Origin of the sequence: Pararhizobium sp. IMCC3301, from assembly GCF_030758315.1 — a bacterium.
Taxonomy (GTDB): Bacteria; Pseudomonadota; Alphaproteobacteria; order Rhizobiales.
The window spans coordinates 149,551-164,691 of the sequence record NZ_CP132336.1 but is presented as its reverse complement, the minus strand read 5'-3'; the positions used below and the strand labels follow the sequence as shown (position 1 = coordinate 164,691).

Annotated in this window: 14 protein-coding genes; 1 reads left to right on the top strand and 13 read right to left on the bottom strand. The window is 54.9% G+C overall.

Translation table 11 applies throughout. The features are described from left to right. The first annotated feature begins 190 nt into the window (after positions 1 to 190). Positions 191 to 1,480, top strand: a complete 1,290-nt coding sequence (gene gltA, locus RAL88_RS00765; RefSeq protein ID WP_306266566.1) for a citrate synthase — start codon at positions 191 to 193, stop codon at positions 1,478 to 1,480. Positions 1,481 to 1,550: 70 nt separating this feature from the next. Here the strand turns inward: gltA and lpxB are convergent, their stop codons facing one another. The 13 genes from lpxB to tsf all read right to left on the bottom strand — a co-directional run bounded on the left by lpxB (position 1,551) and on the right by tsf (position 15,008). Beyond that, entirely contained in the window at positions 1,551 to 2,699 is a 1,149-nt protein-coding gene (gene lpxB / locus RAL88_RS00760; protein ID WP_306266564.1) for a lipid-A-disaccharide synthase, read from the bottom strand. Continuing rightward, positions 2,696 to 3,556 (bottom strand): LpxI family protein, encoded by an 861-nt coding sequence (locus RAL88_RS00755; RefSeq protein ID WP_306266563.1) that lies wholly within the window; start codon positions 3,554 to 3,556, stop codon positions 2,696 to 2,698. The genes lpxB and RAL88_RS00755 overlap by 4 nt, the downstream gene beginning before the upstream one ends. 37 nt (positions 3,557 to 3,593) lie before the next feature. Further along, on the bottom strand, positions 3,594 to 4,379 hold the full coding sequence (lpxA, locus tag RAL88_RS00750; protein ID WP_306269794.1) for an acyl-ACP--UDP-N-acetylglucosamine O-acyltransferase: 786 nt from the start codon (positions 4,377 to 4,379) through the stop codon (positions 3,594 to 3,596). A 5-nt stretch (positions 4,380 to 4,384) separates the two neighbouring features. Beyond that, positions 4,385 to 4,849: a 3-hydroxyacyl-ACP dehydratase FabZ gene (fabZ, locus tag RAL88_RS00745; RefSeq protein WP_306266562.1), complete on the bottom strand. Its 465-nt coding sequence runs from the start codon at positions 4,847 to 4,849 to the stop codon at positions 4,385 to 4,387. Between the two features lie 5 nt (positions 4,850 to 4,854). Beyond that, the gene (gene lpxD, locus RAL88_RS00740) at positions 4,855 to 5,973 is read right to left on the bottom strand and encodes a UDP-3-O-(3-hydroxymyristoyl)glucosamine N-acyltransferase (protein ID WP_306266561.1); all 1,119 of its coding nucleotides are present in this window, start codon (positions 5,971 to 5,973) and stop codon (positions 4,855 to 4,857) included. 90 nt (positions 5,974 to 6,063) lie between these two features. Next, a complete protein-coding gene (gene bamA, locus RAL88_RS00735; RefSeq protein WP_306266559.1) occupies positions 6,064 to 8,382 on the bottom strand; it encodes an outer membrane protein assembly factor BamA in 2,319 nt (772 codons plus the stop codon). A 212-nt stretch (positions 8,383 to 8,594) separates the two neighbouring features. Next, on the bottom strand, positions 8,595 to 9,740 hold the full coding sequence (rseP, locus tag RAL88_RS00730) for an RIP metalloprotease RseP (protein WP_306266558.1): 1,146 nt from the start codon (positions 9,738 to 9,740) through the stop codon (positions 8,595 to 8,597). 40 nt (positions 9,741 to 9,780) lie between these two features. Beyond that, positions 9,781 to 10,968, bottom strand: a complete 1,188-nt coding sequence (dxr, locus tag RAL88_RS00725; RefSeq protein WP_306266557.1) for a 1-deoxy-D-xylulose-5-phosphate reductoisomerase — start codon at positions 10,966 to 10,968, stop codon at positions 9,781 to 9,783. Continuing rightward, a complete protein-coding gene (locus RAL88_RS00720) occupies positions 10,969 to 11,826 on the bottom strand; it encodes a phosphatidate cytidylyltransferase (protein WP_306266555.1) in 858 nt (285 codons plus the stop codon). It abuts the gene before it with no gap. Continuing rightward, the gene (locus RAL88_RS00715) at positions 11,826 to 12,596 is read right to left on the bottom strand and encodes an isoprenyl transferase (protein ID WP_306266553.1); all 771 of its coding nucleotides are present in this window, start codon (positions 12,594 to 12,596) and stop codon (positions 11,826 to 11,828) included. The genes RAL88_RS00720 and RAL88_RS00715 overlap by 1 nt, the downstream gene beginning before the upstream one ends. 44 nt (positions 12,597 to 12,640) lie before the next feature. Beyond that, complete coding sequence (gene frr, locus RAL88_RS00710) at positions 12,641 to 13,207, bottom strand: ribosome recycling factor (protein ID WP_306266551.1); 567 nt, start codon at positions 13,205 to 13,207, stop codon at positions 12,641 to 12,643. 44 nt (positions 13,208 to 13,251) lie between these two features. Continuing rightward, entirely contained in the window at positions 13,252 to 13,968 is a 717-nt protein-coding gene (pyrH, locus tag RAL88_RS00705) for a UMP kinase (protein ID WP_306266549.1), read from the bottom strand. 116 nt (positions 13,969 to 14,084) lie between these two features. Continuing rightward, complete coding sequence (gene tsf, locus RAL88_RS00700; protein ID WP_306266547.1) at positions 14,085 to 15,008, bottom strand: translation elongation factor Ts; 924 nt, start codon at positions 15,006 to 15,008, stop codon at positions 14,085 to 14,087. Positions 15,009 to 15,141 lie beyond the last annotated feature (133 nt).

Here is a 15,141-nt window from a genome sequence, read left to right as displayed (position 1 = left end):
GATGTTCGCCGGCTTCTTGCGGCGGTGCAGCAAATCGGGTAGTTGATAACGGAACTTCGCAATAATTCTCGGAAATTATGAGCCCGGCGGTCTTTCAGGACCAGGGGCAGACAATTTCTCAGGGCGGCTCCCAATTACCGCCCGATAACGGATATGCCCTCCGCTATGGGCAGGCTTGAAAGGGATGCATATGAGCGAAAAGACAGCAACGCTGACTATTGAAAACGAGTCTTACGAGTTTCCGGTGTATGTCGGGACTGTAGGCCCTGAAGTTATCGACATCTCGTCGCTCTACAAGCAAACTGACCGTTTTACCTATGATCCTGGATTCACCTCAACAGCTTCGTGTGAATCGAAGATCACTTATATTGATGGCGATGAGGGCATTTTGTTGTATCGGGGCTATCCGATCGATCAACTGGCCGAACATGGCGACTTTCTGGAAACCTGTTATCTGCTGTTGTATGGCGAATTGCCGACGGCTGCAGAAAAGAAGGATTTCGACAGCCGCGTTACCTATCACACAATGATCCACGAACAGATGTCGCGGTTTTTCACCGGTTTCCGCCGTGACGCCCACCCTATGGCAATTATGTGCGGTGTGGTCGGCGCGTTGTCGGCATTTTATCACGATTCAACAGATATTTCAGATCCGCATCAGCGCATGGTCGCCTCCTTGCGTATGATCGCAAAAATGCCGACCATTGCGGCGATGGCTTTCAAATATCATATCGGCCAGCCGTTTCAGTATCCCAGCAATGATCTTGACTACGCGTCGAATTTCCTGCGGATGTGCTTCGCGGTGCCCTGCGAGGAGTACAAGGTCAATCCGGTCCTGGCCCGCGCGATGGACCGCATTTTCATTCTTCATGCCGATCATGAACAAAATGCTTCAACGTCCACAGTGCGTTTGGCTGGGTCATCTGGAGCCAATCCATTTGCCTGTATTGCTGCCGGCATTGCCTGCCTCTGGGGTCCTGCCCATGGCGGCGCAAACGAGGCTGCACTGAACATGCTGGCTGAAATCGGAAGCGTTGACAAAATTCCGGAATATATTGCCCGAGCCAAGGACAAGAATGATCCGTTCCGCCTGATGGGTTTTGGCCACCGGGTTTATAAAAATTATGATCCACGCGCCAAGATCATGCAGAAAACCTGTCATGAAGTGCTGAATGAGCTGGGTATTTCCGACGATCCGATGCTGGAAGTGGCGCTGGAACTGGAACAGATTGCCCTGACCGATGACTATTTCATCGAGAAAAAACTCTATCCAAATATCGATTTCTATTCCGGCATCACATTACGGGCCCTTGGCTTTCCGCCTTCTATGTTCACTGTGCTTTTTGCGCTTGCGCGAACGGTCGGATGGATCGGCCAGTGGAATGAAATGATTGAAGATCCTGGTCAGCGCATCGGCAGGCCGCGCCAGCTCTATACAGGTGCCCCGGAGCGTGATTTCGTTCCGATTTCACAGCGTTGACCGCTAATCTGATCTGACAAAGCCGCCCGTTTCGGGCGGTTTTGCAATCACAGGCCGCGCTGGCTTGTCATCAAGATGCAGGTGCGTGTTGCAACACCATCTCGGCCGCAAGCTCCGCCGGGCTGTGCGGGGCAACAGAACACAGTTCCTGAAGCTTCTCAAATGCATTTGTCTGCATCTCATATCCGGCTTTTTTCTGCAGAAGCGGCAGGATCGCACTGCTCAACACCGTTCCGGTGCATGCTTCATCGATATATTCAGGTATGACATTTTGCTCAAGGATGAGGTTTGGCAATACAATTGATGAAACGTTGCCGAGCCATTTGAAACGCCTGGCAATCGGGTCCAGCTTGTAGCCGACCACCATGGGTATGCCCCATAACGCCAGTTCCAGCGTCGCGGTGCCCGACGCCACGAGAGCGGCATCTGCCCGGGAGAAAGCTGCAAATTTCGCCTCCTCACCGCTCAGCAGTACAGGCTGGACTGGCCAATGCGCGATTTCACGCTGGATATACTGTTTCAGATGCGGCACGGCCGGAATTTCAACCCTGAGACCGGGGCTCTGTTCAGCCAGAAGTGCGACCGCGTCTCCGAACGGGCCGAGCAAACGTCCGACTTCGCTGCTGCGGCTGCCGGGCATCACCAGCAACATCGGAGCCTCGGATTTGCGTTCGGTGACAGCAGCTTGCTTTGCCAGAGAAATCTTGTTGACCAAAGGGTGTCCGACATAGGTGCAGGCGGGGCCATTGAGCCTGACATAGGCCGCCGGCTCAAATGGCAGGATACCCAGCACATGATCAATATAATTGGTCATTTTGCGCGCCCGCCCGGAGCGCCACGCCCATACGCTTGGCGAGACATAGTCAAGGACCGGCAGGTCCGGAATTTTGCGGCGAACCCGCCGGGCAACCGGGTGGGTAAAATCAGGACTGTCGATAATTACCAGAATATCGGGCTTGAATGCGACAATGTGGTCGATCAGGCGGTAGGCAAGTCTGATGATTGCCGGCAGCCGCGCCAGAACAGCGCTGAAGCCCATGACCGCGATCTGTGCCAGGGGAAACAGACTGTCCAGCCCTGCATTATGCATCAGCGTACCGCCAACGCCGGTGAATTCCAGTTCACCCTTGTGGCGGGCGCGCAGGCTCGTCATCAGTTCCGCACCCAGCTGATCGCCGGATTCCTCGCCTGCGATAATTGCGATCCGCAAGGGTTTCATGATTGTCCCGCCGAAGGATGAAAGACGATCCCCTGAATAAACACCGATTCCTGCTCGGCGACGCGCAGCAATTCGTCGCGTTCCAGCAGCAGTACCCGGCCTGCTTCAACGACAATGCCTGCCAACCCGGCATCCTTGATCTGACGAACCGTATCAGGCCCGATAACCGGAACATCAAAGCGCAGATCCTGGCCGGGTTTGGTCCGTTTGACCAGCACGCCCTGACCAGATTTCCAGCGCGCCCGCTTCTGCTGGCGAATTGTGGCGACGCGGCGCAGCATCTCCCTTGTGCCTTCCGGGCCTTCCATGGCAATCACCCTGTTATCGGCGGCGACAGCGCCCTGCCCCATATCCAGTGATCCGGCCGCATGGGCGGCCCGCGTTGCAAGCTCGATATCGGCAGCTGCATTGTCCGCCGGCGCATTGCGCGTTACCAAACCCTGCGGACAGGACATTTCCGGTGCGGCCTCAAGTACGCCAATGACCTGATAGCCGCGTTTTTCAAACACAGCGGCGACATTGCTCAACACTTTGTCATCGCCGCCAATGACTGTCGCGATTGCTTCTGGGAGCACTTTGATGCCACCAAAATCCAGCTTTAATGAGGAAAAGTCAGGGCGTCGGGTGACACCCCCCACGGCCAGAACATGGCTGCATTTCTGGTCCTCCAAAAAGCGGAAAAACCGACCGATCTGCCCCCAACCCACTGTCGTGAGCGGGATCGATTGAGGCAGTTCAAGATCGGTATCAGCCTCACCGGCGAGGCGAATGACGGCAAACTCGGATTGCTTCTTCAAAAGTGCCTGCGCGACATTTTTCGGCAGGATGCCGCCGCCACAGATCAATGCAATTCTCATAGCCTGTATCGTCCATACTTACATTGAGCGCTTGCGTCTAGCGAGGCATACAAATGCGCCGGCCGTTACCGGCACGAATGAAATCAATCATGTTCTTCACAAGAGGACTGTCGGGATAGGATTCCGATACCTGGTCAACTCTTTCCTGGAACGAACCCTCTTCGATGAACAATTGTGCATAGGCATTGCGAAGAGAATGTATGTCCGCCTTGTCAATATCCCTGCGCCGCAGTCCAACTAGGTTCAAACCGCCCAACCGCGCCCGGTTGCCGATCACGGATCCGTAAGGGATGACATCATGCTCGACACCTGACATACCGCCGACAAAGGCATGTTCGCCGATCCGGACGAATTGGTGAACAGCGGAAATGCCACCCAGAATGGCGTGGTCGCCAACCGTCGCATGGCCTGCAAGCGTGGCATTGTTGACGAATATAACGTGGTTGCCGACCTGACAGTCATGGGCGATGTGAGACCCTGTCATAATCAGGCAGTGATTGCCGACGCGGGTCAGCATGCCGCCGCCTTCAGTGCCGGTATTAATCGTGACGTGTTCGCGGATTCTGCAATTTGTGCCGATTTCCAGACGGCTCGGCTCGCCATTATATTTCAGGTCCTGCGGTTGCGACCCTATGCTGGAAAACTGAAAAATCTCAGTTTTCTCGCCGATATTCGTCCGTCCCTCAACCATCACATGGGGGTGAATGTTCACGCCATCCCCCAAAACGACATGTTCACCGATCACGCTATAGGCGCCAATGGTCACGTCCTGGCCCATTTTGCAGTCAGGATGAACGATAGCAGTCGGATGAATTGTCACAATTGGTCCTATTTATCAATGAGCATTGCTGAAACGTCGGCTTCACAGACTTTTTTCCCGTCGACTTTTGCAACACAGGAAAATTTCCAGACGCTGCCCCGGCTCTGAATCTTTTTAACGTGATATTCGATCTGATCCCCGGGCACCACCGGCTTGCGGAACTTCGCTCTGTCTATGCTCATCAGATAGACAAGGCTGGGCGGCGAATCCGGAGATTGAGCTCGGATACACAATGCGCCTGCAGTCTGCGCCATGCCTTCAAGCATCAGAACGCCCGGCATGACCGGTTGACCGGGAAAATGCCCCATGAATTGAGGTTCGTTCGCACTGACGTTCTTGATGCCGATGCAGGATCTGTCTCCGTCGATATCCTTCAAACGGTCGACAAGCAGAAAAGGATAGCGATGCGGCAGGGCTTTCAGCAGGTCCAGAATATCGGCTGACCCAAGATCCGTGGTGGTGGTTTCGCTCATGAGTATCAGTTCCCCCCGTCTTTGTCGGTCATGTGTTTGGCACTGTCATCGGTGTCGGCAGCAGTTTTCCTCACGGCAACAATATCCTTTCTTGCCAATTGGGCCAGCAATGTGACTTCCTTGAACCACTCGCGCACCGGCTTGGCGGGCGCGCCGCCCCAGCGCGCGCCTGACGGCACATCACCGTGAACGGCGCTGACTCCGGCGATCTGCGCACCATCGCCGATGGTGACATGGCCGATCACACCTGTCTGGCCGCCAATGACAACAAAATCTCCCAGCGTGGCACTGCCGGCAATGGCAACCTGGCCGACTATGACGCAATGCCGTCCGATGGTCACATTGTGGCCGATCTGGACCTGATTATCGATCTTGGTACCCTCACCCACAATGGTATCGCGGTTGGTGCCCCGGTCAACGCAGCTGTTTGCGCCGATTTCAACATCATCCTGAATGATGACCCGGCCGATCTGCGGTACTTTCAGATGCCCTGTGGCACCCATGGCATAGCCGAAGCCATCCTGGCCGATACACACACCAGAGTGCAGAATGACGCGGTTTCCGAGCAATCCATGCTGCACGACAGCGTTGGCGCCGATGAAACAATCTCTGCCGATCCTGACGCCCCGGCCGATCACGGCGCCCGCAGCAACCACAGTGCCCGAACCGATTTCTGCATCCTCGCCGACGGTGGCATTCGGCTCGATGACGACATTGTCTTCCATGCGCGCTGAGTTGTGGACGCGTCCGCGAATGATTTTTGTATCATCAGGCCCGGTGGCAACCAGCGGGTTAGCATTTACCGCACCGGGATAGAGCCGTGCTGCCAGTCGCGCATAGGCATGATAAGGCGCGGTTGTAATCCATCCGATGCTGCCGGAAGGAATCTTATCGGCATAACGTTTCTTGCAGAAAATCAGTGAGGCCTGGCTTTCTGCCAGCAACCCGACATATTTGGGATTGTCAAGAAATGTGGCATCGCCGCTGCCGGCTTCATCCAGCGCACGCACATTGCTGATGACAAGGCTGTCATCATGGTCCTGGGGAACAGGCTCTCCCAACAGATCTGCGATTTCCTGCAAAGATACGGGAACAGGAGTTGCGAAAAAACTGATGTCTGACAAGCGTCAATATCCCTCTAGGAAAAAGGCATCCCTCTAAGAAAAAGGCCGCCGCTGCCTTTCGACAGGGCGGCCCAATTGAACAGAGATTGATTAGAACTTGGCTCCACCGCCAAAGCGGAAGAATTGTTCTTCATCATAATTTTCGCCGGTCATAACCTGGGCGATGTCAGCCCGCAGCGGTCCGAATGGGCTTTGCCACAGCACACTTGCGCCAACCGAAGACCTGATTGATGCTTCATCCTGGAAATTTGCAGCGATAATGCCAGCCTTACGATCTTCAGCGCCAAACAGCGAGCCCGCATCGGCAAACACAGCACCACGCAGTCCGAAGGATTCAGGCAATCCCCAGAACGGGAAGTTCACTTCCGCTGAAGCAGTCCAGAAATTATTGCCGCCTATCGCTCCCCCGGAGCCAAGATCGCGCGGTCCGTAAGATTTGAAGCCGCGAATGCTTTCGCCACCTTTGAAGAACGCATCGGAAGAGCGCACACCCTCGCCAAGGCCTTCGATATTACCGGCTTTGACACTGACGGAACCGACCAGATCCCAGTCTGCATTAAGCTGACGGTAAATCCGCGCATCGCCGATGGTACGGATATAGTTCACGTCGCCGCCGACACCGGCAAAATCCTGACTGATGCGCGCAAACTCGCCATCCCGCGGCAGGATCTGACTGTCCACCGTGTTATAGGTCAAAGTGTAGCCCACCGATGATGTCAGCAGTGATCCAGCTGCAATATCTGCCAAGGTGCCTGGTGTGACATTTGCGGCATTGCCGGTCAGTGTCGATGTCGATTCTTCAATACCGTAACGAAGCACCAGACCGACATTTTCGCGGATCGGCAGACCGAAGCGAAGTCCGCCACCGATTCTTTCCGTGTCGTAGTCGTCATATTCCTTATAACGGCTGTAGACATCAAAACCGGCCGACATCCGCCGTCCCAGGAAATAGGGATCGGTGAAGGCAAAATCGTAATTCTGCTTGTCAGATCCAGCGCTGATGGATGCTTTGACGAAGTATCCGCGACCCATGAAGTTCTTTTCGGTCAATGAAACGTCGCCCACCAGACCGTCACCTGTTGAAATCCCGGCGCCGAATGACAGCTCGCCGGTCGGCTGATCTTCTACCAACACATTCAGAATAACGCGATCAGGTGATGAGCCGGGCTCCCGGGAAATCCGCACCGTCTTGAAAAATCCGAGGCGCTTCAGACGGCGCTCTGCGCGGTCAACAAGAACGCTATTATAGGCATCGCCTTCAGCCAGCTCAAACTCGCGACGGATAACATAATCCCGGGTCCGGGTATTTCCGCGAATATTGATCCGCTCAACATAGACCCGGGGTCCCTCATCAATGACATAGGTCAGATGAATGATCTGCTGCTCGTAATCACGATCCCCGCGAGGACGGACCTGGATAAATGGAAAGCCCATGCGGGCGGTTTCCAGAGTAATTTCTTCGAGGCTCTTTTCAATCAGCTCGGCATTATAGGTCTTGCCGGTCTTGGTGAGCAGCACCTTGCGCAATGCGTCGCCTTCGAGGCCAACAACAGCAGAATCGATTTCGATTTCACCGAATTTGTAGCGCTCGCCCTCATCAACGGTGAAGGTCACAAAGAAACGATTGCGCTCCCGATCAAGGTCAGCAACCGCTGAAATGATGCGGAAATCGGCATAACCCTTACGGTAATAGTAATTGCGAAGACGCTCCTGATCGGCATTCAGCTTGTCCGGATCATAGATGTCGTTACCACTCAGGAAACTCAAAAAGTTTTTCTGGCTGGTATCTACAACTTCGCGCAGCTTGCCGTCACTGAAGGCACGGTTACCGATGAAACTGACACGGGAAATCGAGGTCTTGGCCGATTCATTAATCTCGAACACAAGATCGACCCGGTTCTGCGCCAGATCGATCACCTTCGGCGTGACGCTTGCATCAAAGCGGCCGGAGCGGCGGTACATTTCCAGAACACGCTGTGTATCGGTCTGAACCTTTGCGCGGGTGAAAACGCCGCGCGGCTTGCTCTGCACGATTGCTGCCAGCGCGTCATCCTTGAGCCGGTCATTACCTTCAAAAACCACGCGGTTGAGAATCGGGTTTTCCTCGACAATCACAACCAGCGTATTGCCGCGACGCTCAATCTGAACATCTGCAAACAGGCCCGTCGCAAACAGAGCCTTGAGCGATTCGTCGATATCCACCGCAGAATATCTCTGCCCCGACTGAACCGACAGATAGGCGCGGATCGTGTCATCATCAACGCGCTGATTCCCTTCAACCACAACCCTGCCCGCAGTTTGCGCGTAGGCTGCGCCACTGCCTGAACCCAGTTCGGGCAGGCTGGAAACAACGGTGAGAACCAACGAGAGGGCCGCGAGAACAGCGACTTTGCGAAGACCTGAAAACATAAACTACCTACGGCCACTTGCCTGGTTTGCCGGATGTTGCTTCCCTGAACACACAGGAACCCATCAGCCGGACTCAATTTAACACTGATGACTTGTTTTACAGGGTTTTAGCCCGTGTTCAAGCCATAGAGCGAATTGCTATGCTAATTTGTGAACGGCGTTGCAAACAGGTCACGGATTCAACACGGCATCGTGCCGAATTGAAATCTTGGTTAAGAACCCATGAGAAAGTTGATGTCGTTCCAGTTCACAAACAGGAACAATAACAAAATCAGAGCGAGACCAGCCCTGAAGCCATATTCCTGTGCCCTGTTGCTCAACGGTTTTCCACGAATGGCCTCGATCGCGTAAAATGCCAGATGTCCACCATCAAGCATCGGAATCGGGAACAGGTTGATCAGGCCAATACTGGCAGACAGGACAGCTGTCAGATTAAGCAGCGCGAAGAAGCTGATCGCCGCAACCTGACTGGAGATGTTGACCACGCGGATCGGACCGCCAAGTTGGTCGGCAGATTCGCGCCCTGTCACAATGCCCCACAAATAACCCAGCGTCCGGGTGACGATAAAGCTCGTCTCCTTGACACCTTCGATGAGGCCCGTAACGGGATTGAACTGCTTGACTACAATATCTTCACGTTGCGCACTCTGGCGAATACCCAGCACACCTACGCGCTGGGTATTGCCGAATCGATCGGTCAATTCCTGCCGGCGCGGTATTGCCACAACCGTGACGTCTTCCCCGTTCCGCGCCAACAGAAACGTAAGCTCCTGATCGGCATTGGCAGTTACGATACGCTGCAGATCGGTGAACGATTCAACGGCGACACCATCGACAGCGAGAATCCGGTCCTCGACCTGAAGGCCGGCGTCTGCTGCAGCGCTGCCCTCAACGACTTCACTGACAACCGGCGGAATAATGGGCTTGCCGAGAAAGACGAACATCCCCGCGAAAATGACCACCGACAGCAGAAAACTCGCCAGCGGGCCTGCCGCGACGACTGCTGCACGCTGTGCGACGGGTTTGCCCGCCAATGTCAGACGGCGTTCCTCGTCAGCCATGGCGTCAAGCGCTGTATTATCGGGAACACTGGCGGCGTTTTCGTCGCCACGGAATTTGACATAACCGCCAAGTGGTATCCAGCACAGTTTCCAGCGTGTGCCATGCTTGTCGGTATATCCGACCATTTCGCCGCCAAACCCAATCGAAAAAGCATCAATTCCAACATTGCAAAGGCGTCCAACCCAGTAGTGGCCAAGTTCATGAAAGAACACGACCACCGTAAACACAAACAACGCTGGCAAGGCATATCCGAGGAACCCGGAACCAAGGCCAGGAAGACTGGTCAAAAAATCCATTTGTCACTTTTCCAAAAAATTCAGTGTGGCGCTGCGAATCCTACGACACCATCTGCTCAAGGTATGTGTTGGCGCGTTGGCGCGCAACAAGATCGCTCTCAATTGCCTGATCGATGTTTGAAAACTCGGTCAAACCCGCCTGCCGACCTGTGTCCTGCAAAACCTTGTCAACAATATGCGCGATGCCGCCAAATGGGATTTTTCTGTCAAGAAACGCGGCCACTGCCACTTCGTTTGCCGCGTTGAGGGCGCAGGTCGCCCACACGCCGGCCGCCATCGCATCATAAGCCAGTTGGAGGCACGGGAACCGCACCGGGTCCGGGGCCTCGAATGTCAGCGCGGCAATTGACGAGAGATCGAGTTTTTGTGCCGGAGAGGGTCCACGTTCCGGCCAGTTCAGGCAATATCCCACCGGTACGCGCATATCCGCACAGCCGAGTTGGGCCAGCACCGATCCATCCTCATAATGGACCAGTCCGTGGACGATGGACTGAGGGTGGACCAAGACACGCAGCTGTTGCGTACCAAAGCCGAATAAATATTTTGCTTCAATGAGTTCCAGTCCCTTATTCATAAGTGACGCGGAATCGATTGTGATTTTCGCGCCCATCTCCCAGACCGGATGATTCAGCGCCTGTTCCGGGGTCGCCGAAGCTATCGCTTCTTTCGACCATGTGCGGAACGGTCCGCCTGACGCTGTAATCGTGATGGCTTCCACGGCGCTGCGGTTCGAGGCGTCCAGCACCTGCCAGATGGCATTGTGTTCTGAATCCATCGGCAGGATCGGCTTTTTCTGACGGCGCGCCTCTTCCATGAACAAATTGCCCGCAGACACCAGACATTCCTTGTTGGCAAGTGCGATCTGATTGCCGGCCTGCAGAGCTGCCCAAGTGGGCCGGATGCCTGCGGCTCCGACAATCGCGGCGACAACGAGATCTACCGGATGCGCTGCCACATCTTCAACGGCCTGCGGCCCGGCGTCGCACGCTATGCCGGTTCCTGCCAGGGCATCCTGCAAAAGGGGCAGTTCTTCCGACTGTGCCAGAACCGCAATCCTGGCACGTGCGGCAATTGCGATTTGTGCAAGTTTTGTCGCCGAACGGTTGGCAACAACGGCATGAAGCTGAAAGCGCTCGGGATGACTGCCGGTGACGCTCAGCACACTGGCACCGACAGACCCGGTGGCGCCAAGCAACGTGATGGTCCTGACGGTGCGCTGCAACGTCATTCAGGCCGATCCAAGCAGCAGTGTTCTGGCCGGCTGATCGAGATTGCCGCTGGTCAGCCAGACCAGTAATAATGCGGCAATCAGAGCAAAGACCAACCCGTCGACACGGTCCATGACGCCGCCATGACCGGGGATCAGATGGCTGGAATCCTTGACTTTGAACCGCCTCTTGATCCAGCTTTCAAACAAATCGCCGCATTGTGATGCAACGGACAGCACAAGTCCTGTCAGGATCAGCCGCGTCAGAGATACAGCGTCGATCAGGCCGTAAAAAGCGGCGCTGGCTGCGATGGCTGCGCACAGACCGCCAAATGCACCTGACCAGGTCTTGCCTGGCGAGATCGCAGGCCACAGCTTTGGCCCTTTGAGTGTTCGACCGACAAGATAGGCAAAAATATCGGTTGCCCAGACAATGGCGACAATGAATCCGAGTGCCGTCATGCCAAGGCTGGGATCGTTGCGGATCATCAGCAAGGCGGCACCCAGCAAAACCGCATAGGCGAAGCCAGCTCCCAGCCAAAGTTTCAATCCCAGGGCATAGCCGGCGACAACAATGCCGCCAAACAGCAGAAAAACCGGCCAGAACGCAGTCTGCAACGGGTTGAATGCAATCAGATACAGACTGGCGAAAACAAGGCCGAGCATGAGAATTATGGCCAGCGGCGTGGCCGCAGGAATGATGATCCGCAGCCATTCGAAGCTGACAGCCCCGGAGACGACCAGCACCAGCACCAAAAAAGGCCAACCACCGAGCCAGCCGGCAATCAAGACGAGTGGTGCGAACACCAGCGCCGAACAAATCCGCACAAACAGATTGCTCTTCAGAAATCCGGCCGACTCAGGTTGAAGAGGCTGCATCAGACCACACTTTTGGTGGCGCAGATATTTCCGAACCGCCTGTGCCGTTTGGCAAAGATCTGCAGCGCCTTGTCAAAATCTTCCTCGCAGAAATCCGGCCAGAAAACGTCAATGAAGATAAATTCGGTATAGGCATTCTGCCATAGCAGGAAATTGCTCAGCCGGTGTTCACCTGATGTGCGGATCAGCATGTCAGGATCTGGCAGACCGGCGGTGTCCAGCTCGGCGGAAACTGCAGATTCATTGATGTCCTGTGGTTTCAGCTGGCCCGCGGCAACTTTTTCAGCAAGCCGTTGCGCCGCCCGGCTGATTTCGTCACGGGATCCGTAATTAAAGGCAACGACCAGAGTCAGCCCGGTATTCGCTTGCGTCGTGTTCTCCGCCTCCATCAGATAATTGGCGACGTCCAAAGGCAGATTCTGGCGTGATCCGATAATCCGGATACGAACATTCTTGGCATTAAGCTCGGCAAGATCGCTTTTGACGAAGCGGCGCAGCAGACCCATGATTGCATCAACTTCAGCGGCAGGTCTTGACCAGTTTTCAGAGCTGAAACTGAACAGCGTCAGGTATTTCAGTTGTAGCTTGAGGGCGTGGGCGATTGTCTTTCGCAAGGATTCCACACCGGCCTTGTGACCGGCAATGCGGGGCAGTCCGCGTTGTTGCGCCCAGCGCCCATTGCCGTCCATGATAAAGGCAATGTGATGCGGCATGGTGCTTTGGTCGTTATCAGGCAGTGCTAGAGATGAAGAAGAAGGCGCATCATGCATTGCAGTTCCTTTGGGCGAACAGGGCGGACGGTGGTGTGGCCGGCCTAGACCTGCATAATCTCCGCTTCCTTGCTGCTGAGAGTGTCATCCACATTCTTGATCGCCTCGTCCGTCAATTTCTGGACCTGATCGGACAGAGTTCTGGCATCGTCCTGGCTGATGTCGCTGGCCTTTTCAGCCTTTTTCAACTGATCCATTACGTCGCGTCGAATGTGGCGCACAGCAATGCGGGTTTTCTCAGCGTATTTATGGGCCACTTTCACCATTTCCTGGCGCCGCTCTTCATTCAGTTCCGGAATTGGAATGCGGAACAAATTTCCCTCAATCACCGGATTGAGACCAAGATCCGACTCCCGAATCGCCTTTTCAACCGCTGAAGCCATACTGCCATCCCAGACCTGTACGCTGATCATGCGGGCTTCGGGTACTGATACGGTCGCGACCTGATTGAGCGGCATCCGCGAGCCATAGGCCTCGACATGGATGGGATCAAGAAGGCTGGCAGACGCCCTGCCCGTGCGCAATCCGCCCAGATCAGACGACAACGCTGTAATGGCTCTATCCATCCGACGCGATACATCATCAAAATCGATAGGTGCTTGTTCGTCCATTTTTCTTCTCCCAGTATGTTGCTGCAGGCAGCGATCTTGTCCGGTCAGGATACCGAAACAGTGGTTGCCGTGCCTTTGCCCTGCGCGACTTCGACCAGACCGCCCGGCTTGTGAATCGAGAATACAACAACCGGTATGTTATTGTCCCTGGCAAGGGCGACTGCCGCCGTATCCATAACCTGCAGGCCGCGTTCCAGAACCTCTTGATAACTGATCGAGTCAAAGCGAACTGCATCGGGATGGGTTTTTGGATCGGCAGAATAGATACCATCCACCTGGGTGGCCTTCAACAATGCATCGCACTGCATTTCCACGGCGCGCAGCGCAGCCCCGCTGTCAGTGGTAAAAAACGGATTGCCTGTTCCACCGGCAAAGATCAGCACGCGATCTTTTTCCAGATGCTTGAGGGCTTTTCTATGAGTGAATGTCTCGCAGATTGTCGGCATGCCGACTGCTGACATGACCCTGGCATTGCAACCGGTGTTGTTGATTGCCCCTTCCAGCGCCAGTGCATTCATGACAGTGGCAAGCATGCCCATCTGATCGCCGGTGACCCGGTCGGCACCTTTGGCGGCCAGTGAAACGCCGCGAAATATATTGCCGCCTCCGACAACCACGCCGATCTCAATGCCCAGATTTGCAACTTGCGCAATTTCGTCTGCAATGCGTCCCACGACCGCATTGTCTATGCCAAAGGCCAAGTCGCCCATCAGAGCTTCGCCGGACAGTTTCAGCAAAATTCTGCGATAAGGCAGCGCCATGGATTGGGACTTTCAGAATACAGTGAATCACGCAGATCATGCGTCGGATACACGAAGGGCGGCCGCTTGTCACGGACGCCCTTCAATTTTGCGCCAGAAGGCTTTGGTTTTATGCGTCAGCCCTTGACTGCCGCGGCAACTTCCGCCGCGAAATCGGATTCTTCCTTTTCGATGCCATCACCGACTTTGAAGAAAATAAAGGCCGAGATCTTGACAGCGCTGCCGATTTCCTTGGAAAGCCGCTCCAAAGCGCCCTCTACAGTGACATCAGGGTCAATAACGAAGGTCTGTTTCAGCAAAGTCACTTCTTCGTAGAATTTGCGAATCCGGCCTTCAACCATTTTCTCAACAACGTTGTCCGGCTTGCCAGACGCCTTTGCCTGGTCAATCAGAACATTGCGCTCGCGCTCAACAACGGTCGGGTCGAGTTCATCAGGACCCAGAGCCAGCGGGTTGGAGGCAGCAATATGCATAGCGATCTGCTTGCCGAGCGCTGTGATTTTTTCGACATCACCAGCCGATTCCATTCCGACAAGCACGCCGATCTTACCCAGATTCGGTGCCACTGAATTGTGCACATAGCTGGCCACGACACCCTGAGAAACAGAGAGCTTTGCAGCGCGGCGCAAATTCATGTTCTCGCCAATTTTGGCAACCGCATCGGTAAGGGTCGTTTCTACGGATTTGCCGCTGACACCGGAGGTGGACGCCAGAATGCTCGCCACCGAACCATCAGACTTCAGCGCATTGGAAGCCACATCGCGAACGAGGTGCTGGAACTGATCATTCCGGGCAACAAAATCCGTCTCCGAATTTATTTCGATAATTGCAGCTTCGTTTCCATCGACGGATACGGCAACCAGACCTTCAGCAGCAACGCGAGATGATTTCTTGGCTGCTTTCGACAAGCCCTTCTTGCGCAACCAGTCGATTGCAGCATCAATATCGCCGTCATTTTCCTGAAGCGCGTTCTTGCAGTCCATCATGCCAGCGCCAGTTGACTGGCGCAGTTCTTTGACCATTGCAGCTGTTATCGCCATTTTACATACCTTTTCTAAATCGAACGCCGCCGGAGGGACCGACGGCGGGTGTGCGATTGGTGTTTTCAATTCATCAGATGATGTCTGCCGGGTGCGAAGTCAACGCATGGCACCCGGCAGATCCTGGTGAGAC